At 71.7% G+C, this 26,772-nt stretch carries 20 protein-coding genes, 1 tRNA gene and 3 pseudogenes; 10 read left to right on the forward strand and 14 right to left on the reverse strand.

Translation table 11 applies throughout. The features are described 5' to 3' along the window. Positions 1 to 16: 16 nt before the first annotated feature. From ACWIX3_RS07840 to ACWIX3_RS07860, 5 genes are all read right to left on the reverse strand, one after another. The gene (locus ACWIX3_RS07840; RefSeq protein WP_448611513.1) at positions 17 to 1,381 is read right to left on the reverse strand and encodes a cryptochrome/photolyase family protein; all 1,365 of its coding nucleotides are present in this window, start codon (positions 1,379 to 1,381) and stop codon (positions 17 to 19) included. A 54-nt stretch (positions 1,382 to 1,435) separates the two neighbouring features. After that, the gene (locus ACWIX3_RS07845; protein ID WP_448611514.1) at positions 1,436 to 1,807 is read right to left on the reverse strand and encodes a GNAT family N-acetyltransferase; all 372 of its coding nucleotides are present in this window, start codon (positions 1,805 to 1,807) and stop codon (positions 1,436 to 1,438) included. A gap of 106 nt (positions 1,808 to 1,913) precedes the next feature. Further along, the gene (locus tag ACWIX3_RS07850) at positions 1,914 to 2,210 is read right to left on the reverse strand and encodes a hypothetical protein (protein WP_448611515.1); all 297 of its coding nucleotides are present in this window, start codon (positions 2,208 to 2,210) and stop codon (positions 1,914 to 1,916) included. Positions 2,211 to 2,262: 52 nt separating this feature from the next. Continuing rightward, positions 2,263 to 2,469 carry a hypothetical protein gene (locus tag ACWIX3_RS07855; RefSeq protein WP_448611516.1) on the reverse strand — a complete coding sequence of 69 codons (207 nt, stop codon included), beginning with the start codon at positions 2,467 to 2,469 and terminating at the stop codon, positions 2,263 to 2,265. After that, entirely contained in the window at positions 2,456 to 3,481 is a 1,026-nt protein-coding gene (locus ACWIX3_RS07860) for a CGNR zinc finger domain-containing protein (protein ID WP_448611517.1), read from the reverse strand. Before ACWIX3_RS07860 ends, ACWIX3_RS07855 begins: the two co-directional genes overlap by 14 nt. 461 nt (positions 3,482 to 3,942) lie before the next feature. Here ACWIX3_RS07860 and ACWIX3_RS07865 point away from each other — a divergent pair, with 461 nt between their 5' ends. Next, positions 3,943 to 4,440, forward strand: a complete 498-nt coding sequence (locus ACWIX3_RS07865; RefSeq protein WP_448611518.1) for a family 43 glycosylhydrolase — start codon at positions 3,943 to 3,945, stop codon at positions 4,438 to 4,440. After that, complete coding sequence (locus tag ACWIX3_RS07870) at positions 4,326 to 4,898, forward strand: family 43 glycosylhydrolase (protein ID WP_448611519.1); 573 nt, start codon at positions 4,326 to 4,328, stop codon at positions 4,896 to 4,898. The genes ACWIX3_RS07865 and ACWIX3_RS07870 overlap by 115 nt, the downstream gene beginning before the upstream one ends. 602 nt (positions 4,899 to 5,500) lie before the next feature. Here the strand turns inward: ACWIX3_RS07870 and ACWIX3_RS07875 are convergent. Genes ACWIX3_RS07875 through ACWIX3_RS07885 form a run of 3 tightly spaced genes read right to left on the reverse strand, consistent with a single transcriptional unit; the run spans position 5,501 to position 7,259 of the window. Beyond that, positions 5,501 to 6,136: a methyltransferase family protein gene (locus ACWIX3_RS07875; RefSeq protein WP_448611520.1), complete on the reverse strand. Its 636-nt coding sequence runs from the start codon at positions 6,134 to 6,136 to the stop codon at positions 5,501 to 5,503. Continuing rightward, positions 6,133 to 6,909, reverse strand: a complete 777-nt coding sequence (locus tag ACWIX3_RS07880; RefSeq protein WP_448611521.1) for a cation transporter — start codon at positions 6,907 to 6,909, stop codon at positions 6,133 to 6,135. The genes ACWIX3_RS07875 and ACWIX3_RS07880 overlap by 4 nt, the downstream gene beginning before the upstream one ends. After that, positions 6,909 to 7,259, reverse strand: coding sequence for an ArsR/SmtB family transcription factor (locus tag ACWIX3_RS07885; protein ID WP_448611522.1), 351 nt, complete (start codon positions 7,257 to 7,259; stop codon positions 6,909 to 6,911). The genes ACWIX3_RS07880 and ACWIX3_RS07885 overlap by 1 nt, the downstream gene beginning before the upstream one ends. Positions 7,260 to 7,551: 292 nt before the next feature. Between ACWIX3_RS07885 and ACWIX3_RS07890 the strand changes: the two genes are divergently transcribed. Together ACWIX3_RS07890 and ACWIX3_RS07895 are read left to right on the forward strand one after the other, a co-directional pair. Then, a complete protein-coding gene (locus ACWIX3_RS07890; RefSeq protein ID WP_448611523.1) occupies positions 7,552 to 7,944 on the forward strand; it encodes a hypothetical protein in 393 nt (130 codons plus the stop codon). Beyond that, a complete protein-coding gene (locus ACWIX3_RS07895) occupies positions 7,941 to 8,411 on the forward strand; it encodes a MerR family transcriptional regulator (RefSeq protein ID WP_448611524.1) in 471 nt (156 codons plus the stop codon). The genes ACWIX3_RS07890 and ACWIX3_RS07895 overlap by 4 nt, the downstream gene beginning before the upstream one ends. Positions 8,412 to 9,465: 1,054 nt before the next feature. Here the strand turns inward: ACWIX3_RS07895 and ACWIX3_RS07900 are convergent. Beyond that, entirely contained in the window at positions 9,466 to 10,896 is a 1,431-nt protein-coding gene (locus ACWIX3_RS07900) for a M28 family peptidase (RefSeq protein WP_448611525.1), read from the reverse strand. A gap of 336 nt (positions 10,897 to 11,232) precedes the next feature. Continuing rightward, positions 11,233 to 11,416: pseudogene (locus ACWIX3_RS07905) on the reverse strand (IS5/IS1182 family transposase); the annotation flags it as partial. Positions 11,417 to 13,524: 2,108 nt separating this feature from the next. Here ACWIX3_RS07905 and ACWIX3_RS07910 point away from each other — a divergent pair. From ACWIX3_RS07910 to ACWIX3_RS07930, 5 genes and pseudogenes are all read left to right on the forward strand, one after another. Then, positions 13,525 to 16,833, forward strand: a complete 3,309-nt coding sequence (locus ACWIX3_RS07910; protein WP_448611526.1) for an nSTAND1 domain-containing NTPase — start codon at positions 13,525 to 13,527, stop codon at positions 16,831 to 16,833. 130 nt (positions 16,834 to 16,963) lie between these two features. Continuing rightward, positions 16,964 to 17,758: pseudogene (locus tag ACWIX3_RS07915) on the forward strand (IS5 family transposase). Positions 17,759 to 18,021: 263 nt separating this feature from the next. After that, positions 18,022 to 21,651 carry a MobF family relaxase gene (gene mobF / locus ACWIX3_RS07920; protein ID WP_448612448.1) on the forward strand — a complete coding sequence of 1,210 codons (3,630 nt, stop codon included), beginning with the start codon at positions 18,022 to 18,024 and terminating at the stop codon, positions 21,649 to 21,651. Between the two features lie 364 nt (positions 21,652 to 22,015). Further along, positions 22,016 to 22,176, forward strand: a pseudogene (locus ACWIX3_RS07925) (helix-turn-helix domain-containing protein); the annotation flags it as partial. Between the two features lie 350 nt (positions 22,177 to 22,526). Further along, a complete protein-coding gene (locus ACWIX3_RS07930) occupies positions 22,527 to 23,438 on the forward strand; it encodes a tyrosine-type recombinase/integrase (RefSeq protein WP_448611527.1) in 912 nt (303 codons plus the stop codon). Positions 23,439 to 23,460: 22 nt separating this feature from the next. On the opposite strand, the gene ACWIX3_RS07935 is transcribed toward ACWIX3_RS07930, so the two are convergent. Further along, a tRNA-Arg gene (locus ACWIX3_RS07935) sits at positions 23,461 to 23,533 on the reverse strand. A 96-nt stretch (positions 23,534 to 23,629) separates the two neighbouring features. Here ACWIX3_RS07935 and ACWIX3_RS07940 point away from each other — a divergent pair. Next, complete coding sequence (locus ACWIX3_RS07940) at positions 23,630 to 24,010, forward strand: hypothetical protein (RefSeq protein ID WP_448611528.1); 381 nt, start codon at positions 23,630 to 23,632, stop codon at positions 24,008 to 24,010. Here ACWIX3_RS07940 and ACWIX3_RS07945 read toward each other — a convergent pair. The 3 genes from ACWIX3_RS07945 to ACWIX3_RS07955 are packed head-to-tail and all read right to left on the reverse strand — an operon-like array spanning position 23,899 to position 26,658. Next, positions 23,899 to 24,795, reverse strand: coding sequence for an alpha/beta fold hydrolase (locus ACWIX3_RS07945; protein ID WP_448611529.1), 897 nt, complete (start codon positions 24,793 to 24,795; stop codon positions 23,899 to 23,901). The genes ACWIX3_RS07940 and ACWIX3_RS07945 overlap by 112 nt on opposite strands. A 46-nt stretch (positions 24,796 to 24,841) precedes the next feature. Beyond that, complete coding sequence (gene codB, locus ACWIX3_RS07950; protein WP_448611530.1) at positions 24,842 to 26,164, reverse strand: cytosine permease; 1,323 nt, start codon at positions 26,162 to 26,164, stop codon at positions 24,842 to 24,844. Further along, a complete protein-coding gene (locus tag ACWIX3_RS07955; RefSeq protein ID WP_448611531.1) occupies positions 26,161 to 26,658 on the reverse strand; it encodes a nucleoside deaminase in 498 nt (165 codons plus the stop codon). The genes codB and ACWIX3_RS07955 overlap by 4 nt, the downstream gene beginning before the upstream one ends. Positions 26,659 to 26,772: the final 114 nt, after the last annotated feature.

Consider the following 26,772-nt stretch of genomic DNA (forward strand, 5'->3'; position numbering starts at 1 on the left):
GCGCGCCCCGAGCCGGTCAGCGGTCGCGCACCTGCTCGTAGCGCTCCAGCGCCACCCGGCGCTCCTCGGCGTGGTCGACGACCGGCAGCGGATAGCCGTCGGGGACGCCGTCCGGGGCGAGCCAGGGCTCGTGCACGTACCGCGGGGGGACGTCGCGCAGCTCGGGCACCCAGCGGCGCACGTAGTCGCCGTCCGGGTCGAACTCCCTGCCCTGCCGGGTGGGGTTGAAGACCCGGTAGTACGGCGAGGCGTCGGTGCCGGTGCCGGCGACCCACTGCCAGCCGTGGTTGTTGCTGGCCAGGTCCCCGTCGACGAGGTGCTGCATGAAGTACCGGGCGCCGCGCCGCCAGTCGACGTGCAGGTCCTTGACCAGGAACGACGCGACGATCATCCGGACGCGGTTGTGCACGTAGGCCTCGCCGAGCAGCTGCCGCATCCCGGCGTCGACGATCGGGTAGCCGGTGCGGCCCCGTGCCCAGGCGTCGAACCGCGCGTCGGCGTCCGGACCGGTGTCGTAGGTCATCGCGCGCATCCGCTCGTCCAGCGGCTCGCGGGCGGACCCGGGGCGGTGCCACAGGACGTCGGCGTAGAAGTCCCGCCAGGCCAGCTCGTTGCGGAAGCTCTCGGCGGAGTCGGAGTCGAGGCCCTCGAGGTCGGCCAGCAGCGTGCGCGGGTGCACGCAGCCGTACTTCAGGTAGGCCGACAGCCGGCTGGTGCCGTCGGTGCCCGGGGTGTTGCGGGTGCTCCGATAGCCCTCCAGGCGCTCGGCGCGGAAGCGCTGCCAGGCGTCGCGGGCGGCGGCCTCGCCGGCCGGGGGCAGCCGGACGCCGTCCAGGCCGTGCACCTCCGGCGGGTCCTCCGGGTCGACGCCGGTGCTCCAGCGGACCGGGCCCGGCCGCGCCGCCGGTGCGCGCCAGCCGTGCTCGCGCCAGGCGCGGGCGAAGGGGGAGAAGACGCGGAACGGCGTCCCGTCGGACTTGGTGACCCGGCCCGGCGTCACCGCGTACGGCGAGCCGGTGCGCACCAACGGGACGTCGCCGAGGGCCCGCTCGACCGCCGCGTCCCGCTGCCGGCCGTAGACGCCGGTGTCGGCCGAGACGTGCACGCTGACCGCGCCGACCTCGCGGACCAGGTCGGGCACGACCCGGACCGGGTCGCCGGAACGCAGCACCAGGGCGCCGTCCACCTGCCCGCCGAGGTCGGCGAGGCAGTCGAGGAGGAACTGCCGCCGCGGTAGTCCGGAGGGCCCCCACAGCCGGGGATCGAAGACGAACAGCGGCAGGACCGCGCCGTCGGGCCCGGCCGCCTCGAGGGCGTCGAGCAGGGCCGGGTGGTCGGCCAGCCGCAGGTCGCGGCGGAACCAGAGCAACGCGGTGGGCACCCCGGCGAGCGTAGGCAGCTCCCGGGGGCCGCGCAGGTCAGCCGGTCGAGCGGGTCAGCGGTCGGCGGTGGCCAGGCCGAAGTGCGGCCGGTCGTCCTCGGCGACGAGGTCGACCTCCTCGGGGTGCTGCTGGATGTAGTGACGCACGAACGAGCAGTAGGGCAGCACGGTCAGCCCGCGCTCCCGGGCGGCGGCGAGCACGCCGGCGACGAGCGCCGAGCCGATCCCGCGGCCGCCGACGGAGGGGTCGACCTCGGTGTGCGGCAGCGCCATGGTGCCGTTCTCGACGTGGTAGCTGGCCAGGCCGACGACACGGTCACCGAGCCGGACCTCGAAGCGCCCCCGATCCGGGACGTCGACCACGCTCGTCTCCATGCTGGGTGTCCCCCTCCGCTCGTCCCCGGCGCCGTTGCCGGAACTCGACATGCGTTCAGAGACGGTAACGCGTTGCAGTACCGGAGGGTGCCGCCTCGCCGGGGTCGTGTCGCCCCTGTGGGGGACACGGCCCCGGCCGGGAGGACCCGTGCGCGCCTCAGGGGCGGGGGTGGGTGCGCGTCCAGCCGCGCTCGTCCCGCCGTCCGCCCAGCCCGGCCCGGCAGCGGCGGCACACCTCCTGCACCTCCTCCGCGTGGCGGCCGGACTCCGGCTGCACGTCGGCCCAGCTGACGTGCGGGAAGCGGCCCAGGCGCGACCTGCTCAGCGACAGGCCGCAGACGGTCTCGTTGCGGCCGCGCTCCCACGCGTGGACCTCGCCGGAGGGGTAGCGGATGCCGTCGTCGGGGTCGACCCACTGGCCGGCGGCCGCGACCGCCGCGTTGCGGAGTGCCATGGACGTGCCGGTACCCGCGGATCTGCGCGCCGCAGCAGCCGGTCGGAGGAACTCAGGTCCACGTACGCGCCTCGGCGGTCCAGCGGTCGGCCGACGACGGGACGGCGGTCCCCGGCGCGAACCGGGCCAACTCGTCGGCGCTCGGTCGGCAGCCGCCGGGACAGTCGACCGCGACCGGGACGCCGTGGCGCCACCCGACGGCCGCGCACCGCCCGCAGCGGGGGCAGGTCTCCCAGGTGAGGCGCTCACCGGTGCTCATGCCGGTCACCTCCGGGGGCCGCGGACGTCCGCGAACGAGGGGAGGGACCGCGGTCCGGGCGCGGACCCGTGGTCCCCTGGCACCTGCGTCGGTACCCACCTCGGCTGCGTGCAACCGGAACGGGCGCGGCGGGTCCGGGCCCGCCGCGCACCGGACTCCCAGGCCTCCTCGAGGGCGACGCGGTGATCGATGCCCACGTCACTGGCCAGCGTCCAGGTGGCCCTGTCGCAGGGCCTGGTCCAGCGTCCGGAGAGCACGGGCACCGTCGGGTCGCGGTGTACCGCGGCGTCCCCCTCGACTCGGTGACCAGCACCTCCGCGCGCGTGTCCTGGCAGTCGCGGTCGTCGTCGCTCCAGTGCGAGGAGCACGCCCGGTCGTGGTCGCCGACCAGGACTCGGCGGCCACCGCCACCGTTCCTACCCACGCTCGATCGACATGTCCTGCGCGGCCCGTGTCGGGCGCGGTAGCTGGCGGCGTGGGCGCGGCTGCCACAGATCTCCGGCTCGCAGTAGCGGCGGCGACCGCCACGGCTGGTGTCGACGAACATCCCGTTGCAGTCGGGTAGGGAGCAGCCGCGGAGCCGCCCAGGGCCGAGGATGCGCATCACGGCGAGGAGTCCGGCCGCGGTGGGCAGAGCCAGTTCGTCGGCGGGCCCGGCCTCGGGACCGGAGGCGACGTACCACTGCCACTGCCCGCTGTCGTCGCGTTCCAGCGTCAGGTCCACGCCGGCTCGCGCTGCGAGCGCTCCGGCACCCGCGACGAGTCGGCTCTCGTCCGGGGCCTCGATCAGCCCGCGCAGGATGCGGCGTAGCTGGTGCACGTCGGCAAGGCCGGCGGCAGTGGGCGAAGCGGTGACGCCATCGGGCCACACGCCGTGCTCGACGAGGAACCGGGACAGCGCGTCGGGGTCGGCCAGACCGTCGCCGGTGCTGACCATGACCTCCGGCGCGGTGTTGATCAGGTCCGTGGCGACCTGCGCTTCCGACCGGTAGTCGTCCAGGCGGACGTGCACGTCCTACGCCTCCGTCGTGTCATGGGTGAAACACATCTCCACCCCTGACGCCGGATGGGGAACCCTCAGGTGATGGTGGCCACACGGCGTAGGCGTGCCGGTGATGCGCCGGGTGGTGCCACTGGGTCTACTGGCCCTTCCGCCCGACCTGCGGGCGGCGCCGGCGGGCTGCCCATCGCTGCTGGGGACCGTGCGCGACGAGCTCAGGACCTCGGCGAGCGCGTCGGGCCGGTGCGGTCCGGCGCGGTGCTGGTGATGGCGGCCGGCTCGTCCGCCGGCTCTGCGCTCGGCGGCCGGCTCGGCCTCGAGCGCGCTGGGCGTCGCGGTCGGTGCCGCCGCGGCCGTCGTCGTCCTGCTGTCGGCCACTGGCGCGGTCGCCACCGCGATGGTCGGCATCGGCGACCCGCCTGCCTCCCCTGGCAACTCATCACCGAGCGCAACGAGGAACAGGAGGAATGGTCGTGAACTCGAACGAGCCCTCGATGACGTCCGCCGGCGGGCGCGTGTCGCACGAACAGAGGGTCCTGGTCGGGAATCCGATCGTCACGGAGGCCTACACCTCGGATCCCGCCGTGCTGGTCCAGGACGAGACGGTCTATCTGTACACCGGCCACGACGAGGCGCCGCCGGATGGGCAGACCTACGAGATGAACGACTGGCTGGGCTTCTCCTCCGACGACCTGCTCACCTGGCGTTCGCACGGTCCGCTGCTGGCTGTCGACAGCTTCGAGTGGGCGACGGGCGGCGCCAAGGCCGGCACGGTCACCGAGCGCGACGGCCGCTTCTTCTGGTACGTCGCGGTCGACCACTCGACCACTCGACCATCGACGGCGGCGCCATCGGCGTGGCCGTCGCCGACAGCCCCACCGGCCCGTTCGTCGACGCCCTCGGCTCGGCACTCATCACCAACGACGTGCCGTTCGAGACCGACTTCGACCACACGATCGATCCGTCCGTGATCGTGCACGACGGCCAGGCGTACCTGTTCTGGGGCAAGGAACGCTGCTTCTCGGTCCGACTCGACGACTCGATGACCGCGCTCGCCGGGCCGATCTCCGAGATCGACGTGCCCGAGTTCAAGGAGGGTGCCCACCTCCATGAGAGCAACGGGTGGTTCTACCTCTCCTACGGCTATCAGTACCCGCAGCGCGTCGCCTACGCGCGCAGCCGCAGCCTCGACGGCCCTTGGGCATTCGAGGGAATCCTCAACGAGGTGCCGGGCAATTGTGCGACGAACCGCCCGGGAATCGTCGAGTTCGCCGGCGATTGGTACTTCTTCTACCACAACGGCGTGCTGCCCGGCGGCGGCAGCCATCGGCGATCCGTCTGCGTCGACCGCCTGACCTACGACGACGACGGCCGCATGAACCGAGTGCGCATGACGACCGAGGGCCTCCGCGCAGCAGGTCGGCAGTGAAGGAGGGCGGTGAGATGCGTCTGGTTCTCGAGCTGGTGGCCGCACTCCCCAGCTGCCCGACCTGGACCTGGCGGATCTCACTGGAGCACGAGCACGGATGAGCGCCGGCCTGCGGGAAGGGCGAGCGGTACCGGCTGCGCCTCACTGATCCGTCCGGTCGCGAGGTCACCAAGGCCTCCGACCGCAAGGTCGACGCGCAGCGGTGGCTCGACGAGCAGACCGTGGCGCTCGTGCGGACTGGTTGCGGATCAACACTCGTCCGGCGCCTCACCTGAGGCGCCGGACAGAGCCCGACCCGCGTGGACGCCAGTGGGGTGCTGACCGTCGCGCGGACCAGCAGCGCAGCGCCCGGTGGCGCCGACTTCTCACGCGTCCACGGCGGACTTCTTGCACGCCCGATGGCCGCGTGACCGGGACGGCGGCGCTGCTCCCGGCCGGCACGCGCGGGCGGCGCGCGCCGCTGGTCGCGACGGGGGTGCCGCATCCGCAGGACGGCGACGCCCGGGCCGCGCTGTGGCCGGGGCCCGGCAGGACCGATGCCGCGGCTCTCCGCTGCCGCGGCGGATGCACGCCCGCAAGCGGCAGCTTCCGGGCCCGGCTCGTCAGACGATGGTGCCCTCCGGCGCGCTGCTGGCCGCGCCGGAGGGCAGCCGGCCGATGCCGGGCACGAACCGGCCGGTGCGTGCGGCGTAGGCCGCGTAGGCGTCACCGTGGGCCGCCAGGAGGTACGGCTCCTCGGCGGTACGCACCTGCAGCTGCACCGCGGCGATCAGCGCGACCAGCGCGGTGGCGCTGATCCACGTCGGGACCAAGAGGACGGCGCCGGCCTGGGCGGTGACCATCGCGGTGAAGATCGGGTTCCGCACGTGGGCGAAGACCCCGGTGGTGACGAGGTCGGTGCGCTCGGCGCGGTCGACGCCGATCCGCCACGAGGCGCCCATGCCGGTCTGTCCGGCCAGCGTCGCGGCGAACCCGGCCAGCGCCACCACCAGCCCGGCCACCTGCAGCGCGGCCGGCGGATCGACGGGGGTGACGCCGAGGACGGCCAGCAGCGGCCCGGCCAGGCCCGCGGCCATCGCCACGACGAACAGCACTCCGCCCCACCACTCCGGCTCGGCCGGGGTGCCGGAGATGCCGCGGAACCCGGTCGACCCGGTGCGGCGGTACTGCAGCAGCGAGCGCACGCCGAACAGCACGACGAGCGCGACGACGTACAGGACGAGGGCGGCGGAGATCATCGGAGTTGCTCCCGGGGCGCGACGGTCAGGGCCTGCGGTGCCGGCGGATCGTGCGCGCAGCACGCGTCGGTGCACCCGTCGCCGCAGCCGCACGTCGCTCCCTCGGCCTCCTCGTGGGCGTGGCCGCCCGTGCGGGTGGGAGCGCAGCAGCCCTTCCCGCGCCAGGCCTGCACCGCCTCCCGGGCGGCGACCCCGGCCACGACCAGCGCCGCGACCGGGTCCGCCCAGCTCCAGCCCAGTGTCGCGTTGAGGAGCAGCCCGCCGGCGACCGCTGCGCTCAACCAGGCGCACAGCCCGGTCTGCATGCCGTCGGCGAGCACGGCCGCCGAGCCCAGTGCCCGTCCGGTGCGGCGCTGGGCCAGCGACAGCAGCGGCATGATCAGCAGCGAGGCGACGGTCAGCGCGATGCCGACCGGGGAGGCGTCGGGCTCCACCCCGATGACCAGCGCCCGCACCGACTCCACGCCGACCACGAGTGCCAGCGCGGCGAACGCGACAGCCATCGCCCGCTGCGCCACCCGCTCCCGGGTCTCGGGCAGCCGGTGGGAGAACTGCCACAGGATGATCAGCCCGCTGGACACCTCGACCACGCTGTCGGCGCCGAAGCCGACCAACGCCACCGACCCGGCGACCAGCCCCGCGGCGATCGCGACCACGGCCTCGGCCACGTTGTAGCCGACGCTCATGCCGGCCAGCAGCCGCGCGCGGCGGCCCAGCCGGACGCGCTCGGTGTCTCGGCGTTCGGCGTGCGCATGGGCGTGGGTGGCGTTCATCAGGGCGCCGCCGCACCGGCCACGGCCGCCAGCAACCGCTCCCCGACGCCGGTGAGCCGGTACATCACCAGCTTGCCCTGCCGTCGTGAGTCGGCGAGGCCAGCCGTGCGCAGCACCCGGCAGTGGTGACTGACCAGGTTCTGCGGCAGCTCGGTGATCCAGGCCAGGTCACACACGCACAGCTCCTCGCCCAGCTGGAGCGCCGCGGCGATGCGCAGCCGCGTGGGGTCACCCAGCGCCTTCGCCTGCGCGGCCTGCGCCCGGGCGTCCTCCTCCCCGGCCAGCCGGGCACGGACGGCCTCGGCGCGTGGCAGATCCAGGCACAGCAGGTCACAGCGGTCGTCGCTCATCGGCCCTCCCTCTCTGCGGCATCGCTCATCCCAACGCATCAACACACGTTGCAATGATGTCAGCCCGGGCTTGCCGATCGCATCCTCGCCGCCGTCCGGCCCGACGTCGGCCCGGCCCGACGTCGGCTCGGTCGCCACCGCTCGGCTGCACCAGCTGCGCACCGCCGGCGCGACCCGGCCGCGCCGCCGCCACCACCTGAGCCGGCCCGACCCGCAGGTCGGCCCCGGCAGCCGTTCGGGCCGGCCGCGCAGGCTTGCACCCCGTACCTGGGTACGGGCTTACCGTCTGCGCATGGACCTGCCGCTGGCCGCTCCCCGCCCCGGCCCTGCTCCCGCCGACTGGGTGCCGGTCGACGCCTGCACCCTGCCCCCCACCGAGCAGCCGCTGCGGATGGCCGAGTTCGACGACCTGTTCGCCGCGTTCCTGACCGCGGTGGAACGCTCACCGGACATGGCCACCCGGGCGCGGCTGCTGCTGACCGGTGACGGAGAGCTGCGCGAGCGCGTTCAGCGCCTGGCCGACGCCGAAGCCTCCTGCTGCTCGTTCTTCACCTTCACCGTCACCCCGCTGCCCGGCGGTGACGGAGCCACCGTGGCGCTCGACGTCGAGGTGCCGGCCGCCCACGTCGACGTCCTCGCCGCCCTGGTGACCCGCGCCGAGCAGTCCCACGGGGGCGGCGCATGAGTGCCGCGCCCGGCGGTGGGCTGCGCAGTGGCCAGGTCGCCGCGGCCGCCGGGGTGAACGTGGAGACGCTGCGCTACTACGAGCGCCGCGGTCTGATCGCCGACCCCGACCGCAGTCCCGGCGGGCACCGGCTCTACCCGGAGCAGACGGTCACCGTGCTGCGGGTGATCAAGGCCGCGCAGCGGCTGGGGTTCACCCTCGAGGAGGTCGCCGACCTGCTCGAGGTCGGCCGCCACCGCCACCGGCGCGGCCGGGCCGATGCCGGGCTGCAGGCCCGCGCGCAGGCCAAGCTCGCCGAGGTCGAGGAGCGCATCGCCGACCTGGTCACCATCCGGGACGACCTGCGCGCCGCGGTCGATGCCGGCTGCGCCGACCTCATCGAGTGCGCCGGCAACGACTGCTGCCCCATCCCGTTCGCCACCATGACCGTCCGGCCCGGCGCCGGCGCCGTGGGGGTCCGGCCGTGAGCGGCCCGCCGGCGCCGCGCCGGGCCGGGCGCGTGGGCAGCTGGCCGGCGCGGCGACCGCGCCGTGCGCGGTCTGCTGCGCCGCACCGGTCGCCGCGCTGCTCGGCATCGGCCTGACCGGCGCGGCGGCGACCGCGTTCGCACTCGCCGGCGTCGTGTTCGCCCTGGTCGTCGCCGGCGCCACCGGCGCCGCGGTGGTGCTGCGCCGCAGGCGCGCTCGGCGAACCGACTGCGCTCCGGTCGGTGCGGTTGGGCCGGTGCCGGTCGAGCGGGGCACCCGGCCCGATGCGCCCTGAGCCCGACCGCCGCCGTCCCGCCCGCCGCCGTGTCACCGGCGGCCGCGGCCCGCATCCGGCGCAGGTTGTCTCGCGCCAGCGCCAGCGCCAGCGCCCGGGCGCGGTCGGGGTCGGCGACCACGCGGCCGGCGACCGCGAGCCAACAGCAGGGAGCGCACCTGGTCGCGGGTCAGCTGGCCGCCAGTGCCCCCGGCAGGACTCGAACCTGCGACACACGGTTGAGGAAACCGATCCAGGCGTGGTCCTGACCTGGGCTCCGGTCGCTCATTGCGGCTTTGACCTGCGGTGTTGTGCCGAGCTGATGAGTGCTGTCGACGGCCCTTGACGAACATTCTGCTGACAGAGTGCTGACCAGATGTCCGCAAGCACGAGCAGCCGTGCGTCAGACCCTTCCGCCCTGGGACGCCGTGCCGATGCTGGAGGTGCCGCTTCCCACCCGGTGGCAGTCTTCCGCCTGTCTCGGTCGCCGGAAGGGCGCTCCGCATCCCTGCGGGATGGGCCTCCGGCCCACCCTTCCCCCGCCCCGCGACAGCCGGAGGGACGCCGGTTGTCGGGAAGAGCAGGCAGAGGTGTGGCCGCGCCCAACCGTCGAGACTTAGGACGCGGCCACTGACGCATTCCTACGCACAGTCGGTCGCGGCCCAAGAGCATCGTCCACGCGTGGACAGACGCGGCCGCCCGGCCTGCTCGTAACCGTTGGATCCTGTGCGGGCCTCGGTCCCCGCGGTGGGGCCGGGCATCGGCCCCAGCGTGACCGCCTCAGCGCGGCTGTCTCGCCTCGGCGGCGTTGCTCGGGCCGTGTCCCTGGTCGACGGTGGCGGCGGGTACGGGCGCCACGGCGGCGAGTAGCCGCCGGCCCTCCTCCTCGAGGTCCAGGGGGGAGTTGGCGAAGCGCAGGGTCACGGCGGAGGCCGCGCCGGTCATCTCGTCCAGCGTCCGGTGGTCGATGTTGCTGAGGTCGTCGCACGACGCGTGGTAGCAGAAGTCGTAGCCGATGCCGGCCCGGCCGCCGAACAGCGCGGCCTGTTCCACGGTCTTGATCCCCTCGGCGCCGGTGAAGAGCCCGCCGGAGGCAATGCCCTCGGCGATGAACGGCCCGTAGTCGCTGCGGCCGCTGAACTCGGTCTCGCCCGAGGCCAGGCCCAGGGAGCCGAAGTGCTCGTGGAAGGCCGCCTCGATCGCGGCCGAGCCGGCCGGGGCGGGCACCGAGCCGTCGTCCGGGCCGAACGCCGAGGCGTCGCCGTCGTAGACGAAGCGGCCGTGGTTCGGGGAGCCGATCATGTCGAAGTTCAGGTACAGCGCGACGTTCCCCAGCGTCGCGGGATCGTTGGTCTTGAGGTCCGCGACGTAGTGGCGGGACCCGAGCAGGCCGAACTCCTCCGCGCCCCACCAGGCGAAGCGCACGGCGTTGGCGGTCTCCGTGCCCGCGAGCATCTCGGCGATGGCGAGGATCCCCGCGGAGCCGGAGGCGTTGTCGTTGATCCCGGGGCCCTGCGGGACGCTGTCCAGGTGCGCGCCGACCATGACCGTGCGCTCCGGGTCACCCGAGCGGGTCTCGGCGAGGACGTTGAAGGTCTCCCGGCTCTCGGAGACGGTCCGCGTGCTGACCGTCACCTCGCCCCCGCCCAGGAGGGCGACCCCGGCGGCGTAGCTCAGGCCGACCACGGGGACGGTCGTCACCCCCGGTTCGCCCAGGGTGCCGGCGACCGCCCCCTCCGCCCCGGGCAGTCCCGTGTTGAAGATCAGCACGGCGGACGCCCCGGCGGCCGCCGCGTTGGCGGCCTTCACCCCGAAGGCGCACGTGCCCCGCTGGAGCAGTGCGATGTTCCCCGGCACAAAGTCGGCGAAGTCCCCGGCCTCGCACCCGCTGGTGCTCGCGCCCCTCTCGCCGGTCGTTCCCACGGCCTGCACCGGTGCCGTCACGGTCCCGGAGCCGGAATAGGTCATGACCGCGACGTCCGCGGCGGCGAGCTGCCTGCCGCCCGCGCTGACCGTGGCCGGGCTGACCTCCTGGAAGAAGGGAAAGGAGAAATTCTGGACCCGCGGGGCGTAGCCGGCGGCCCTCAACTTGCCGACCACGTAGTCGACGCTGCCCCGGTAGCCGGACGTGCCCGAGGCCCGGTTGCCGTTGTTGGCGTTGGCGATGGCCTGGAACACCTCGAGGTGCTCCAGCACCTTCCCGGGAGGCACGCCCGCCGCGGTCACAGCGACCACTCCGGCGCGCTCGGCTTCGCAGCGGCGGGCCCATCGGCAGAGATGATCAGAGACCAGCGGTCCGCTGCTGACTTGAACGCGGCTTGCTGACCGGGATTTAGTCCGCCAACAACGCCTACCTCGATGTTGTAGCCGTGACCTTCGTTTGCCACCGTCATTCCTCCCTTGGTAATAGCACGGTCTCTGCTGTATCCATGCGGTGAGCGGTAGGAGGCCATCCTCGTCCCCCGTGCCCGGTCTGCGTCGTGATACAAAGCCTCCCGGGCGTGCGTCACCGGCACGTCACCGACTCGCCATCGCTTAAAGCTTGTCTCACGTGGAGAGCTTCTTGTAGCAGGTGAGCGTTGCGGCCAGGGTGAGGAATGCGGTGAACAGCCGGGCGCAGGGTCAGTCGGCGGTAGCCGGTCAGCCAGGCCAGAGAGCGCTCGATGACCCAGCGGTGCCGGCCCAGCCGATCGCTGGTCTCGATGCCGCGGCGGGCGATCCGTGGCGTGATCCCCGACATGATTGTGGCCGTGACGCTGACCTGCGCCGACCTACCTCAGCTGGCCTCTGATCAGCGAGTATAGCGCTGAGTGTGATTGACGGTTGACGGGCGGAAGTGGGCGTTCTGCGGACTATCTGCGGACTCGGGGCGGACTCAGGGCGGACTATCGACGGATCCGAAGGACCGCAGTCAGGAGCGAGGCCGCCCCCGCAGCCGGCCGAGGTTGCCGGCTGCAGCGGGTCGCCGGAAGGGCGCTGCGCGTCCCTACGGGATGGGCCTACGGCCCACCCTTCCCTCGGCCCGCTGCAGCCGAATTGAAGCCGGTTATGGGAAGCGGCCAGCAGTGTGTGGATGGGCTTCGAAGGCCAACGTCTGCGCGAGACGGAGTGTGTTGGGCTCTGACTCATCGACGGACCGTAGCGGCCGTATCTCGACCCGGCGCAGCGCGACCTTCACCGTCCAGGGGATGGTGTAGCAGGCCGGCGATGTTGGTGCGCAGACCGTGCACGGTCGCACTTCGCCTCGGCGGAGGGAGCCGTGCACACCGGCCCGGCGATCCAGAGGTGCGCGGTGTGCCGGTCCGACGCCCGGCTCACGCCGATAATCGAGACAGTGCGGATCGTTCGGCCGGTGTCCGGCATTTTCCGGGCTAGCGGAGACGTCCCCGATCTACTGGACCTGTCCGGCGCATGACGGGTTCTTCGACTCTACGGTGACCTTGGAAACGGGACCGTAGCCGGGTCCTGTCAAGGATTAACGGCGGTGAGCCGGGGCGGCTCCACGACATACGGCTCCGCAAGGCCCTCCATGTCGAGCAGCGTCAGAAGTTGGTCGGCGTCCCCCTCTGTCACGACTGCCTCCACCTCGGTCGGTGACGCATCGGTGACGCATCGGTGACGATGCATGGATACCTTGCCTCTCGTCGTGCCGAACGATGAGAACCGTGCCTGATGTCCGCCAGGAGCGATGATGGCCCGTCAGTGGCCGCGACCGCGTATTCAACGCTGGGTCAATATTGAAGGCCTACGTCACAGTTCGCGTCCACTTCTTCAGTGGAGCGCACAGGACTGCACCCGTCGTTCACCGCCTCCCCATCCACCCGCATTCATAGGAATGCATCATGTTGTCTGGGCGAGGCACCATCTTCTGCCACTGCTGTCCGTATCGAGCTGATGATGGCCGTTAGATTGATGGCGTCAGGCAGTCGGGAGTCGATCGTTGAACTCAGAGCTAGGCTGACCTGAAAAGTTATGCCCGACCGAAGGGAAGGGTGAGCATAAGATGTGCCGCTCCGGTGCGCTGAGCGCGTAGTGGCCTCGGGGAGCGCACTTCAATGCCGCAGCACTGCGTAGTAGCGACAGTAGCACACACTCTGCAATAGTCCCCAGAGTAGGTGAGCAGCATGATGACACAAAAATCATCGACCACGGGCCGCTCTCTCAAAATTTGCCTGACTCTCCTGGCCCTAGTTGTCGCCTTGAATGCCGTCGCCGTGGAGTCGGCTCTTGCAAGACACAACGAAGGATCACCGATCTCTATTGTTGCGACGGACCGATTCGGGATCGACGCCACAACGGTCCCGGACCAATTCAGGTGTCGGTATGAGGCGGCGCCGGTCCATGACTACAGGTGCTCGGATAACGGCACCTTTAGTCAAACCCTGGCGGAGCGCGGCGATTCACCCGGTCTACTCGTCGCAAACGAGGATATCCCAGACGGTAAGACCGTGCGAATTCGAGAGCTGCGCAGCTTCTGGTGTAGTTTCACAGGAGGCCCGGACAGGGTGCCGGGCGCATACAGTTGCAATTACTGGGACAACGCGTCTCAGAGAAGGGGGTCGTTCAATTTGGGCGACGCCGTCTACGTTCAGACGGACCTGGACGCAAACCCGCAGTACGTCTATGTCGAGCCATGCTACTTGCCTGGTTGCCCTCCGCAGTAAGCGTGCATCCCTTGTCTGCGCTGCGCACTGCCGCGGCGGCGCAATTGCACGTGATCATTCGACGGGGAATCGGTGGCCATGGTCTGTCGACTGGCTCCGCTCGGTCGGCGGCGCCAGCATCGCATCAGATGCCGACGGCATTTCCAGTAAGTAGTGTAAGAACGGCCGGGTAGGCATGACGTCGCTCTTCATTAGTCACAGCAGCCAAGATCGGATCGTCGTGGACCGCATCCGGTTGCGGCTGCAGTCGGATGGTTTTGCGGCTCTCTTCGTCGACTTCGACCCGGTGCTCGGCATTCCAGTAGGACGTGATTGGGAGCGCGAGATATACTCGCAGCTGCGACGCAGTGACGGCGTCATCTTTCTTGGCAGTGCCGCCTCCGTTGCGTCTCCTTGGTGTTTTGCAGAATTGAGCCTCGCGCGCTCACTAGGCAAACCCATCTTCCCGGTTGAACTAGAGTCCGGTGTTCGGCTGCCACTCTTGAATAGCGTTCAATGGCTTGACATGGCCACTGGAGATGGGGCATTCGACGCACTTATCGAAGGGTTGCGGAGAGCAGGCCTGGACCCGAAGGATGCTTTTAGCTGGGACCCGGCTCGTCCCCCCTATCCCGGCCTGGACGCCTTTGCCAGCGAGGACGCTGCCGTATTCTTCGGCCGTAGCCAGGAGATACAGCGGCTCATGGAGCTCCTTCAGCCGACCTTGATGAACGAACGCGGGCGCTTTATTGCGATCGTCGGTCCATCTGGCAGTGGCAAGTCCTCGCTCCTGCGCGCCGGACTGCTGCCTCGCCTAGGGCGCATGGGATCTCGGTGGGTAATTCTTCCTCCGGTGCGGCCCGGGGGACAGCCCGATCGAAACCTTGCGCGCAGTCTGGCCGGCGCCTTTGCTACCTGCGGCAATCCACGCCGATGGGTGGAGGTCGAGGAAACCCTGAAAGGAGGCTCGGACCGGCTGAGGGAGTTGCTCGATGAGCTAGCCGAGCTAGCCTCGCGTGGAAACGCCGATCGACCGCGCATTCTCGCTGTGGTCGACCAGGCCGAGGAGTTGCTAACCCGCAGCGGGCCGCATGAACAACGGAAGTTTCTCGAGCTGCTCACAGGAGGGCTGTCCGAGGACGGCCCCTTATGGGTCGTTGCCACAGTTCGCTCTGAATATCTCAGCCGAGCGCCGGAGCGAGCTGGCCTTGCGGAGGCTGTGGACGATCCGCTGGTGATTGAACCGCTCAGTCGAGTCCGACTGCCGGAGGTTATTGGGCGTCCGGCCGAACGGGCGGGCCTGCAGTTCTCCTCCGGGCTGATTGAGCGCATGGTTGAGGATACGGCGGGTGGTGACGCCCTGCCGTTGTTGGCGTACACCTTGCGCGCGTTGTACCAGCGAGCCGGTCCAGACGGCTTCATCGGCGTCGACGAGTATGAACGACTCGGAGGTGTAATCGGCGCTTTGCAGAAGCGCGCTGATCAGCTGACCGATGAACTGGGGCGGCGCGGACTCGGTGACCTGGTGGTGCCCACATTGCTGAAGCTGGCAACTGTGGAAGGCACTAAGGAGCCGGCGCGGCGCCGTGTTCGTCGCGACACGTTGACCGCCAACGAGCAAACCGTCGTTGATGCGTTCGTTGAGGCGCGCTTGCTCACCAGTGGGCGAACAATGCTTGAGTCCGATTCGGAAAATAGAGACGGCGTCGAGGTCGCGCACGAGGCCCTGCTGCGACAGTGGCCGCTCCTGCGCGATGCGATCGAGGGAGCCCGAACGCAGCTCCGCATGCGTTCCGATCTGGAACGGATCGCTGCCGACTGGGATCGAGGGGGGCGAGACGAGTCATTCCTGCTGCGCGGCGCACGGCTGACTTCCTTCGACCGGTGGGCCGAGAGCTCTGCTGACGAAATCGGTTCAGTGGAACGCCAGTTCCTGGAGGCCAGCCGCGCACTGTTCACTCGGGAGCTGCAAGAGACCCGGCGATCGAACCGACGACTTCGAGCGCTGGTCGGCACGCTGGCCGTCCTCCTGGTCATCTCGCTGGCCGCGACCGGACTGGCGATATGGGCGAACCACCAGACGGAGGTCAAGAACCGGCTCGCCCTGGCCCGACAGCTCAGCGCTCAATCCGATCGTCTGTTCGACAGCCAGCCGAACACTGCGATCCTCGCCGGCCTGCAGAGCATGAGCCTGGCACGCGACGAGCCGGTGCTCGGACCGCCGGCAGGGCTCATCGCCGGCCTCGCGCGGGTCACCCATGCGTCATGGACGCTCACGGGTGACGAGGACCAGGTGCACGAGGACCAGGTACACGATGTGGCGTTTAGTCCTGACGGTCCCCTTCTCGCCTCGGCCAGCGAGGACGGGACCGTGCGACTGTGGGACGTCGCCATGCGCCGGGCGCAGGGCCGGCCCCTGGTCGGGCACGAGGGGCGGGTGTGGGCGGTCGCGTTCAGCCCGGACGGCCGGCTGCTCGCCACTACCGGGGCAGACTCCACCCTGCGGCTGTGGGAGGTGGCCAGCGGTCGGCCGGTGGGCGAACCGCTGACCGGTCACGCGGCGGAGGTCCCAGGTGTGGCGTTCAGTCCGGATGGGCGGCTGGTGGCCACGGGAGGCTGGGACCAGGAGGTGCGCCTGTGGGACGTCGCCACCGGCCAGCCGGTTGGTGAGCCGCTGGTCGGGCACGAGGGGCGGGTGTGGGCGGTCGCGTTCAGCCCGGACGGCCGGCTGCTCGCCACTACCGGGGCAGACTCCACCCTGCGGCTGTGGGAGGTGGCCAGCGGTCGGCCGGTGGGCGAACCGCTGACCGGTCACGCGGCGGAGGTCCAGGGTGTGGCGTTCAGTCCGGATGGGCGGCTGGTGGCCACGGGAGGCTGGGACCAGGAGGTGCGCCTGTGGGACATCGCCACCGGGCAGCCGCAGGGCGAGCCGCTCATTGGTCACCAGGGGCCGGTGAGAGGGGTGGCGTTCAGCCCTGACGGCCGACTATTGGCCAGTACTGACACCGCGCACGTCGTACGTCTGTGGGACACGGCCTCCGGGCGCCCCTGGGACCAGCCCATGGTCGGCCACACCGGTGACGTGGCGGCCGTGGCGTTCAGCCCGGACGGGCAACTGCTGGCCACGGGCAGCTGGGACCGCGAAGTGCGACTGTGGGAGGTCGCCAGCTCCTACTCGATCAGCCAGCCCCTGGCCGGGCACACCGATGACGTGATGGACGTGGCGGTCAGCCCGGACGGCCGACTGCTCGCCTCGGCCAGCGCCGACGGCACGGCGCAACTGTGGGACATGGCCACGGGGCAACCCCATGGCGAGCCGTTGTCGGGGGACACGGTTGTTCGATGGTCAACCGCAACTTGTCTGCAGCAGAATGGGAACAGTTGCTTCCCGGTCTTCCGTACGAGCGAACTTGTCCGGAGCTTCCTCCTGGAACAGGTGCACCACCGGACGCACCCGCTGCCACCTATTAGTCACCCGCTGTCGTCTATTAGTCAAGTAGTATAGGCAAGTGACCCGTTGGTTATTGGATCAAGTTGATCCATGCCGTTAAGCCGCCACTAAGTCTGACTAAGAGCTTGTCTCATGTGGATGAGCGCTGACCTGGCCGACGTTGCCCCCTCTCGTGGGGGAACGGATGGGTCAGACGCTGGTGCCCGACGGGCTGTGGGAGATCGTCGAGCCGCTGCTCCCGCCGCAGGCCGAGCGCCCGCAAGGCGGCGGCCACCCGGCATGTCGACGACCGGTCGGTGTTCACCGCGATCGTCGACGTCCTGATCACCGGCTGCGCCTGGCGGTACCTACCAGCGGAATTCCAGGTCTCCAAGGCCACCGCGCACCGACGGTTCGTGGCCTGGACCGAAGCCGGGCTGTGGCGGCGCCTGCACCGGGCGGTGCTCGACCGGCTCGGTGAGCAGGCCGCCATCGACTGGTCTCGCGATGGGGTCGACGCCGCCAGCGTCTGGGTGAAAGGGGGCCCGCTGACCGGCCCGAACCCGGTCGACCGCGGCAAACCCGGGTCCAAGCTGCACGAGCTCACCGACGCCACCGGCCTGCCGCTGGCCATGGCGACCTCGGCGGCCAACACCCACGACAGCCTCGCGCTGATCCCGCTGGTGCAGGCCATCCCCGCCATCCGCTCCCGGCGCGGCCCGCGCCGCCGCCGACCGGCCAAGCTGCACGCCGACACGGGCTACGACTATCCGCACCTACGGCCTGGCTACCCCGACGCCGCATCACCCCGCGGATTGCCCGCCGCGGCGTGGAGAGCAGCAGCCGGCTGGGCCGGCACCGCTAGGTCGTCGAGCGATCCTTCGCCTGGCTGACCGGCTACCGCCGACTGACCATCCGCTACGAACGCTCCGCCCGGCTGTTCACCGCATTCCTCACTCTAGCCGCCACGCTCACCTGCTACAAGAAGCTCACCACGTGAGACGAGCTCTGAACTCGACGTCATTAACACGTGCGACTAAACAGTCGGCATCCTTCATGCAATCAATAGTCGCCAACTACGACGAACAAGTTGACATTAACGACGACTTGCCGCCCATAACGCTCAACCTTCACCGCTAACCCTCAAGCCTTTACTGAAAAGCGGCACGCATGCTACCAATAGCGGTAGCCCGGGCCCCGCTTCGCGGGGCCCTCTGCCGTTTCTGGAGGTGACGTGTTGGTCATTGTTGGATGGCGTTGAAAATGCGCGGCGAAATAAAGGTTTACGCAGGCGAACCGGCGGCGGCCCGCCACTACGTGGAGGCCGACCGGGGCCGGGCCGATGACTATTACCTGACCGAGGGCGCCGGGATCGCCCGCCGCTACACCGTCGACGGCGGGCGGGTGCAGGAGCTCGCCGCGCTGGCCGGGGATGCCTACGAGACGTGGGTGGGCGGCCTGGACCCCGACACCGGCGAGCTGCGCGGTCGGCTGCGCACCGACGACCGCGCGGTGCGGTTCGTCGAGGTGGTGGTCAACGGGCCGAAGTCCTGGTCGCTGGCCGCCGCCCTGCACCCGGACATCGCAGCCGCCTACGACGCCGCGCAGGACCGCACCGCAGTCCAGATCATCGGCTGGCTGGCCCAACACGCCACCACCCGCGTGGGCCCGCGGGGCGGGCAGGTGCAGGTGCCGGTGGAGCGTTTGGATGCGGTGACGGTGCGGCACTACACCTCCCGGGCGGGGGATCCGCACCGGCACCTGCACCTGCAGGTCAACGCCCGGGTGTTCGCCGCTGGGCGGTGGCGGGGGCTGCACACCGTGGGCGTGCGCGACTTCCTCGGCGCGATCAACGGCATCGGACACGCGGCGGTGGCCACTGATCCGCAGTTCCGGGCCGCGCTGGCCGCGCACGGCTATACCCTGAACGGAACGGGCGATGTACCGGAGCTGGCCAGCTATGCTGCCGCGTTCAGCGCCCGGGCGGCGCAGATCGCCCGCAATGCGGACCGCTACGAGCGTGAGTGGGCGGCCGCGCACCCCGGTGAGGTCCCCGGGCCGGGGCTGCGGCGGGCGTGGGATGCCCGGGCGTGGGCTGAGGGCCGCCCGGACAAGGTCACCCCACGACCGGGCACCGGCCTCACCTCCCGCTGGATTGGGGAGCTGGCCGCCCTGGGTTACCGCGACCCCGAGCGACCCGTCGCCCTGAGCCCCACGCCCATCGGCGCGCTGGACCGGGAGGGGGCGGTCGAGCGTGTGCTGGCCCGGCTCGCGGCCGCCCGCTCGGCGTGGAACGCCGCCGATGTCCGCGGCGAGGTCGAAGAGCTGATCGCCGCCACCGGCATCGTCATCGACGCCGGCGTGCGCATCGAGCTGGCCGAGGACCTCACCGCCCGCGCGATGACGCGGTGTGTGTCGCTGCTGGACCAGGCCGGGGCTCCTGAACACATCCGGGCGTGGACCTCCGAGCCGGTGCTCGACGTCGAGGCCGACCTGACCGACCGGCTGGCCGCCCGGAGCAGGACCGCCGCCGCTGACGTGGACGGGCCGACGCTGCCGGATGCCGTGCGCGGACGGCTGGATGCGGGTCAGGCGGCGGCGGTCACCGCGCTGGCCGGTGACCGCCCCCTGGTCGTCGTCGAGGGCGCGGCCGGCGCGGGCAAGACCACCGCCCTGGCCGCCACCCGACAGCTGCTCGAGGCGGATGGGCGCCACCTGGTGGTCGTCACCCCGACGCTGAAGGCAGCCAAGGTCGCCGCTGCCGAGGTCGGTACCGCCACGGCCTCGGCGGCGTGGCTGGCCTTTCAGTACGGCTGGCGCTGGACCGACGACGGTGCCTGGACCCGGCTGACCCCCGGCCAGACCGACCCGGTCACCGGAGTGCCCTACGCCGGCCCGCAGGAGACGGCACGGCTGACCGCGGGGGACCTGCTCGTCGTCGACGAGGCCGGGATGCTCGACCAGGACGCCGCTCGGGCGCTGTTGACCGTCGCCGACGAGGCCGGAGCCCGGTTGGCGCTGCTGGGTGACCGCCACCAGCTCGCCGCGGTCGGCCGCGGCGGTGTGCTCGATCTCGCCGCCGGTCAGGTCGACCCGACAGCTCACCTGGTGCTCGACGGGGTTCACCGCTTCGTCCGCACCGACCAGACCGGACGGACGGCGCCGGACGCGGAGTACGCCGAGTTGTCCTTGGCCATGCGCACCGGCGAGGACCCGGGCGCGGTCTTCGACGCGCTCATGGCCCGCGGCAACATCCACCTGCACGCCGATTCCACCGAGTTGCAGGCGGCGCTGGCCATGCTCGTCGCCGCCCATCACCGCGACGGCGAGCGCGTGGCCGTGGTGGTCGACACCCGCGAGCAGGCCGCCGAGCTAGGTACGGCCATCCGCGAGCGGCTGGTCGCCGATGGCCGCGTCGACGACCGCACCGTGGTCACCACGAGCGCCGGGCAGCGGATCGGCGTCGGGGACCGGATCGCCACCCGCCGCAACGACCGCGACCTCGGGGTGGCCAACCGCGACACCTGGACCGTCACCGCCGTGCATCGCGACGGGGGGCTGGCCGTCGTCCCGGCCAATGTCACCCCAAGAGGAGCTGTCCCGTCCGGTGTCACCCCGGCGTGGGCCGGGGAGCGGGTGCTGCCCGCCGGCTACGTCACCTCGCACGTGGAGCTTGCCTACGCCTCCACCGCGCACGGCGCGCAGGGCGACACGGTCACCGCAGCGCACCTGGTGGTGGGCGAGCACACCGGCGCGGCGGCCGCCTACGTCGGGATGACCCGCGGCCGCACCGCGAACACCGCCCACCTCGTCGCGGTCGACCTCGCCGACGCACGGGAACAATGGATCGCTGCCTTCGGCCGCGACCGCGCCGACCTCGGCCCCGCCCACGCCGCCCAACAGGCCGCCGCCGAAGCGGCTCGCTACGCCACCCCCCGCCCGCTCGAACAGCTGCTGGCCGACCTGCACGCGGCCTGGACGGTCGAGCAGCGCTGTCTCGACCGGCTGGCCGTCTTGGAGCCGTGGTGCGACGTGCTCCGCCGGGCCGTGGCGCTGGAGGCACCCGGCGCCGGCGAGTTGGCCCGGCTGGAGGACCGGTCCCGGCACGTAGCTCACGCCGCTCAGCGAGCCACGCAGCGGGTGCAGGCCGCCGACACTTTCCTCGCCGAGCAGGCCGACCGCATCCGCGACGGCCTGCTAGCCGCCTGGGACGCCGAGCGCGGCACCGCCCGCGCTGCAGCCCGGGTGGTGCTCGATGGGCCCGGCTGGTGGGGTCTCAAGCGTGCACCCGTCGCCCGGGCCGGTGAGCAGCTGGCCGGTTGGGCCGACCGGTGGCGCCCGCATCTGCCCGGACTGCCCACCGACGTGAAGCAGCTCGCGCGGGTGGCTGACCGGGGCGACTACCGGCCCGCGCTGTGGCGGGCGTTCAACGCCATCGCCCGCCGGGCTACCGAACAGCAGCATCCCGGGCACGCTGGGCTGCATGCCGCCAAGGCCGCCCGGCAAGCCGATGAGCAGGCCCAAGCTGCCTTGGCCGAGGCGCAGCGCCACCGCGCCGAGCGGCTCGACCCACTCGGGCCGCTGGCCTGGGCACCCGACCCGGCCGGGCGGCTGGCTGCCCTCGAGTGCTCAGTCGCCACCACCCGGCACAAGCTGGCTGCCGCCCGGGCCCGCAGCGCCGACCTTCAGGCAGACCCCATGTTCCTGGGTCAGCCGCCCGACCGGCTCACCGCAGCCCGCGACGCCTGGCGCGCCCGTTACGACGCCGACCGCCAGCAGCGCCGAGCCGCCACGCCGGGGCCGACCGGCTACCCCGCACCTGTCCCGCGGCCCGAGTCCGAGCGCCACGGGCCACGGCCCGCGCGGGGTGTCACCCCAAGCCTCAGGCGGTGAGCGAGGTTTCTCCCCGGCCTGCTGCGAGGCCGGGCAAGCAGGCACTGCAGGAGAACTGCAGAACAATTGAAGGATCCGCCGACCTCCGGCAGGTGCCTGCCGGAGGTCGGCCTCCTGCCGGACGCCACCACCGAGCGCCGGCCCCGACGGCGGGCCATCACATCGGCGGCTCCCACCTGCCCAGTCACCGGCCACAGGAGAGGCACCGGAGGAAAACAAGAGGTCGACCGGAGAAGTTGGCTGTGAGTTGTCGCCAATTGCCGTGAAACGGCGCCTTCTACAGGTGGACAGCCCGCCAGGATCCGCACAGCTCTCGGAGACAGACATGCCCGACTAGACCCCCGGCCCCGATCACCCCGCCGAGCTGCTTACCATCGCCGAAGCCGCCCTGCTGCTGCGAGCTCCGGTCGCCACGTTGCGGTACTGGCGCCACCTGGGCACCGGCCCGCACAGCTTCCGCTCGGCCGCCGCGTCCTCTACCGCCGTGACGACCTGCACGCCTGGATCGATGCACGGCGCGAACAGGGCACGGCTGAGCCGATTCCGGCTCCAGAGGCTCAGGTCAACGTCGGTGTCGAGCCGCGGACTCTCGTGCCACGTCCTCGACCGCGCAAGGCTGGGCGTGCTTCTGCGGGGACCGAGGCGTCCTACCGGCGTGCGACCAGACCGAAGGGGTGAGCGATGGCATACAAGCGTGGGGACAAGTGGGTTGGCTTCTATCGCGACGCCGCCGGCAAGTAGCACACGAACGGGAACTTCCACCGCAAGCGGGATGCCGACCTCTGGGAGCAGGAGCAGAAGTCGGCGATCAGGAACGACACCTGGGTCGACCCGGGTCGGTCGAGGATGACGGTGGGGCAGTGGTCCGAGATCTGGTGGCCGGCCGAGTTCACCTCAAGCCCAAGACGTTGTCGTCCTACCGGTCACTGCTGGCCACCCGTGTGCTCCCGACCTGGAGCACGGTCCCGCTGACCAAGATCAGGCATTCCGACGTCGTCGCCTGGGTGGCCGCGATGCGCGTGGAACTGTCGGCGTCCAGGACCCGGCAGGCCTACCACCTGCTGTCCTCGATGCTGGACGACGCGGTGAAGGACAACCGGCTGGCGCGGAACCCGGCCACCGGTGTCGGCCTGCCCCGCCTGCCGAGGTCCGATCGTCGCTACCTCACCCACCAGCAGCTCGCCGACCTCGCCGACGGCTGCGGCCCGCATCGCCTGATGGTCCTGGTGGCCGGTTACACCGGTCTGCGCTGGGGAGAGCTGACCGGCCTGCGCGTGCGCCGCGTGCAGCCGCTCAGAGGGCGCATCGACGTGGTCGAGGCGGTCACCGAGGTCGACGGAGAGATGGTCTTCGGTACACCGAAGACACATCAGCACCGGTCGGTGGTGGTGCCCCGCCTCCTTCGGGAGGAACTCGGCCGCCAGCTCACCGGGAAGGCGCCGACCGACCTAGTCTTCGCCTCCCGGGCCGGCACCCCGCTGCGGGTCCAGAACTTCCGCCGCGACTTGTTCGACCGGGCGGCCGATGACGCCGGCCTCTCGGGTCTCACTCCGCACGAGCTCCGGCACACCGCCGCATCCCTCGCCATCGCCTCCGGCGCGTCGGTGAAGGGCGTGCAGTCGATGCTGGGCCACGCCTCAGCGCAGATGACGCTGGACCGGTACGGCCACCTGTTCCCCGACGAGCTGGACGCGGTCGCCGACCGCTTGGATGCCGCTCGTGCTGACCAGGTGCTGACCGAACCCCAGTCTGACGCCCCGTTGGCCCGCCTCCGGCGCGCGGACTAGCCGCTGACCAGCACCTTTGCGGTGCCCCCGGCAGGATTCGAACCTGCGACACACGGTTTAGGAAACCGATGCTCTATCCCCTGAGCTACGGGGGCTCGTCGGCGCGGGGCCGACCGGGGCGTACTCGTCGAGGTTAGCGGGCGGGGCGGCGGACCCGTCCGCGGCGTCCTGCGGTGACTACCGTCGTCCCCGTGGTCGTCCTGCTCCTCGAGCTGGTGGTGCTGCTGGCGCTCGTCGGCCTGCTGCTCTACGCACTGGGTGTCTGGTCGGCTCGTCCGGCCGTCCCCCCGGGCGCCGGCCGCCAGCGGCTGCCCGGGCGGCACCAGGCCCGGCTCGCCGACGCGGTGGCCTCCGCCCGGTGGGCACCGGCACACGATGAGGTGGACGGACGGACGCGGGTGCTGCTGCGGCGTTCCCGCCCGGGCCCCGACGGGGTGCCGGTCGTGCTGGAGGACCGCGTCTACACGACCTTCTCGGCGGCCGACCCGGCCTGGGAGGCGGTCTTCACCGAGGCGATGGCCGGCGCCCGGTTCCGGTGCTCGGTCCTCAACGCGGAGGAGTCCGCCGGCTGACGGGCATGGCGGGCGGCCTCCTCGACCAGCCGCACGATCGTCCGCGGCCGGTCGGACTGGGGCGCGTGCCCGGCCCACGCCAGCGGGCGGAACCGGGACCCGGGGACCAGCGGCAGGTAGCGCACCGTCTGCCCCGAGGCCACCCAGTCGGCCACGCCCTGGACGAGGGTGACCGGGCAGTCGATGCGGTCCAGGCCCCGCGGGACGTCGAGCAGCAGCCCCCAGAGCAGGGTGCGCCAGTAGTCGCGGGAGTCGGCGAAGCCCTCCCGGGCGCCGATCGCCTCGTCGGGAGAGGTGCTCCACGGGCGCGCCTTGAGCGGTGCCAGCAGCGCCGCCCGGCCGAGCGCCGAGCGGGACAGCGGTCCGACCAGCGGCGCTCCCGTGCGCAGGGCCACCCGTGCCAGCGCCATGCTGCTGCCCTGCACGACCCGCTCGAGCGGCACGTTGAGCCCGGACGGCGCGATCGCCACCACCGACCGCGCACGGCCGCGCACGGCGAGCTCGAGGGCGACCCGGGCACCCAGCGAGTTGCCGAGCACGTGCACCAGGCCGACGCCCTGGTCGTCGAGGGTCTGCTCGACGGCGTCGGTGATCGCGGCGACCGTGGGCCGCTCCTCGAGCGCCGGTGAGCGGCCGACCCCGGGCAGGTCGACGTCCAGGACGTCGTAGCGCTCGGCCAGCGGCTCGACGACGGCGGCGAAGTCGCGGCGCGAGCTGCCCATGCCGTGGAGCAGCAGCAGCGGCTCGCCGGAGCCGGTGCGGGTGAGGGAGAGCGAGCGGGTCACCCTCCCGTGGTACCCGGCGTCGGCTCCGGCCGGTGGGTGAGTCTCCTCACGCCGGCCCGCGCCCGGCGCCGGCCGGGGCGGTGCCCGGGGCACCGACCCGGGAGAGCCCCGCCGACAGCGCGATGGCGACCACGATGCCGATGACCGGCGGGATGCCGACGCCCAGTTCCCCGCTGAGCCAGGCGAGGAGGGCGGCCACCGCGTAGGCGAGGAGGTTCGGCCACCGCACCGCGGGCGGGGTGGTCCCGGCGGGGATGCCGCGCCGCCGCCAGCGGGCGAGGAAGTCGCCGATGATCACGCCGCCCAGCGGGGGGATGAACGTGCCGAGCAGCCCCAGGTACTCGACGAGGTGGTTCTGCACGCCGGTGAGCGCGAGCACGGTGCCGATCACCGCACCGCCGATCACGAACGGGCCCTTGCTGGGACGGTCGAACAGCTCGGCGCCGGCCACGCCGAAGGCGTAGGCGGTGTCGGCGTTGCTCTTCCAGAGGTTCCCGAACAGCAGCACCAGGCCCCAGCCGATCAGCCCGAGCTGGTACAGGACGAGCACGAAGTCGCCCTCGCCGAAGGTCAGCGCCCCGATGGCGCCGAAGAACACCATGAGCCCGTTGCCGACCAGGAAGCCGATGACGCAGGCCCACACCGCGTGCGAACCGCGCCGGGCGAACCGGGTCCAGTTGGGCGCCTGGGTGCCGGCGGACACGAACGTGCCGACGACGGTGGTGATCGCCACGGCGACGGCCATCGACGCCGTCGGCCGGACGCCGGTCAGCCCCTCGAGGCCGCCGACCTCCTGCAGCGACCGGCCGACCACCCAGAACGCCAGGACGAGGATCAGCGGGGTGGAGACCAGCGACACCCAGTACATGCCGCGGTAGCCCCAGTAGGCGGTCGCGCACATCAGCACGCTGGTGACCACCATGACCGCGGCCCGAGCACCGTAGGACCGCCAGTCCAGCGCCTCGGCGGTCAGGTCGCCGATGGTGCCGACGACGACGCCGTACCAGCCGATCTGCGTCCCACCCAGCAGGATGGAGGCCAGCTTGGCGCCCCGCGTGCCCAGCGTGTAGCGGGCCATGACCACGGTGGTGAGGCCGGTCCGCGCGCCGACCCAGCCCATCACGGCCACGTAGGCGCCGAGGATGAGCGAGCCGGTGAGGATGACGAGCACGAGGTCGCCGAAGGCGAACGCCGGTCCCAGCGTGGCGCCGGCCAGCATCGTCGGGGTGAAGACGGTGAAGCCCAGGAGGACGACGGCGATGGAGAAGAAGGACTTCCGCGCGTGCACCGGTACCGGCGTGACCGGGTAGTCCGGGTCGACGACCCCCGCGTCGGGAGCCGCCGAAGCGGGACGCCCGGGCGCGGTCACGACTCCTCCCCGATGTCCTCGAGCCACAGCTCCGGCCGCTCGGCGAGCATCCGCTCCATGAGCGCCAGGCAGTCCGGGTCGTCCAGGACGTCGACCTGCACGCCGCGCGAGCGGAGCAGCTCCTCGGAGACCTGGAAGCTGCGGTTCTCCCCGACGACGATGCGCGGGATGTCGTAGAGCAGCGCCGTCCCCGCGCACATGAGGCAGGGGGAGAGGGTCGTGTAGAGGACGCTGCGGCGGTAGACCGCCGCCGGGAGCCGGCCGGCCCGCTCGATGCAGTCGGTCTCCCCGTGCCGGATGGCGCTGGCCATCTGGACGCGACGGTTGCGGCCCACGGCCAGCACCCGGTCGCCGTCCACCAGCGCGGCACCGATCGGGACGCCGCCCTCCTCCCAACCGATGCGCGCCTGTTCGACGGCCAGGCCGAGGAAGAAGCGGTCCCGCTCCTCCGGGGTCAGGCCGGTCGGGACGGTGGGCGGTGGCGGTGTGGTCACGGCTTCTCCTCGCGGGACGGCGGCGGTGGTGATTGTGCAGGTGGGGCCTGGGTGTCCGGCGGGCGCTTACCTGACTGGTCATCGACGGGCGCCGCGGTGGGGGACACGCTGAGG

The organism is Geodermatophilus sp. URMC 60, from assembly GCF_053502585.1.

What these genes read in the sequence shown, in the direction of transcription:
- ACWIX3_RS07845 (WP_448611514.1), bottom strand. Translation starts at nt 1,807, where the DNA reads ATGTCGAGTTCCGGCAACGGCGCCGGGGACGAGCGGAGGGGGACACCC.
- ACWIX3_RS07850 (WP_448611515.1), bottom strand. Translation starts at nt 2,210, where the DNA reads ATGGCACTCCGCAACGCGGCGGTCGCGGCCGCCGGCCAGTGGGTCGAC.
- ACWIX3_RS07855 (WP_448611516.1), bottom strand. Translation starts at nt 2,469, where the DNA reads ATGAGCACCGGTGAGCGCCTCACCTGGGAGACCTGCCCCCGCTGCGGG.
- ACWIX3_RS07875 (WP_448611520.1), bottom strand. Translation starts at nt 6,136, where the DNA reads ATGATCTCCGCCGCCCTCGTCCTGTACGTCGTCGCGCTCGTCGTGCTG.
- ACWIX3_RS07880 (WP_448611521.1), bottom strand. Translation starts at nt 6,909, where the DNA reads ATGAACGCCACCCACGCCCATGCGCACGCCGAACGCCGAGACACCGAG.
- ACWIX3_RS07885 (WP_448611522.1), bottom strand. Translation starts at nt 7,259, where the DNA reads ATGAGCGACGACCGCTGTGACCTGCTGTGCCTGGATCTGCCACGCGCC.
- ACWIX3_RS07890 (WP_448611523.1), top strand. Translation starts at nt 7,552, where the DNA reads ATGGACCTGCCGCTGGCCGCTCCCCGCCCCGGCCCTGCTCCCGCCGAC.
- ACWIX3_RS07895 (WP_448611524.1), top strand. Translation starts at nt 7,941, where the DNA reads ATGAGTGCCGCGCCCGGCGGTGGGCTGCGCAGTGGCCAGGTCGCCGCG.
- ACWIX3_RS07910 (WP_448611526.1), top strand. Translation starts at nt 13,525, where the DNA reads ATGACGTCGCTCTTCATTAGTCACAGCAGCCAAGATCGGATCGTCGTG.
- mobF (WP_448612448.1), top strand. Translation starts at nt 18,022, where the DNA reads ATGCGCGGCGAAATAAAGGTTTACGCAGGCGAACCGGCGGCGGCCCGC.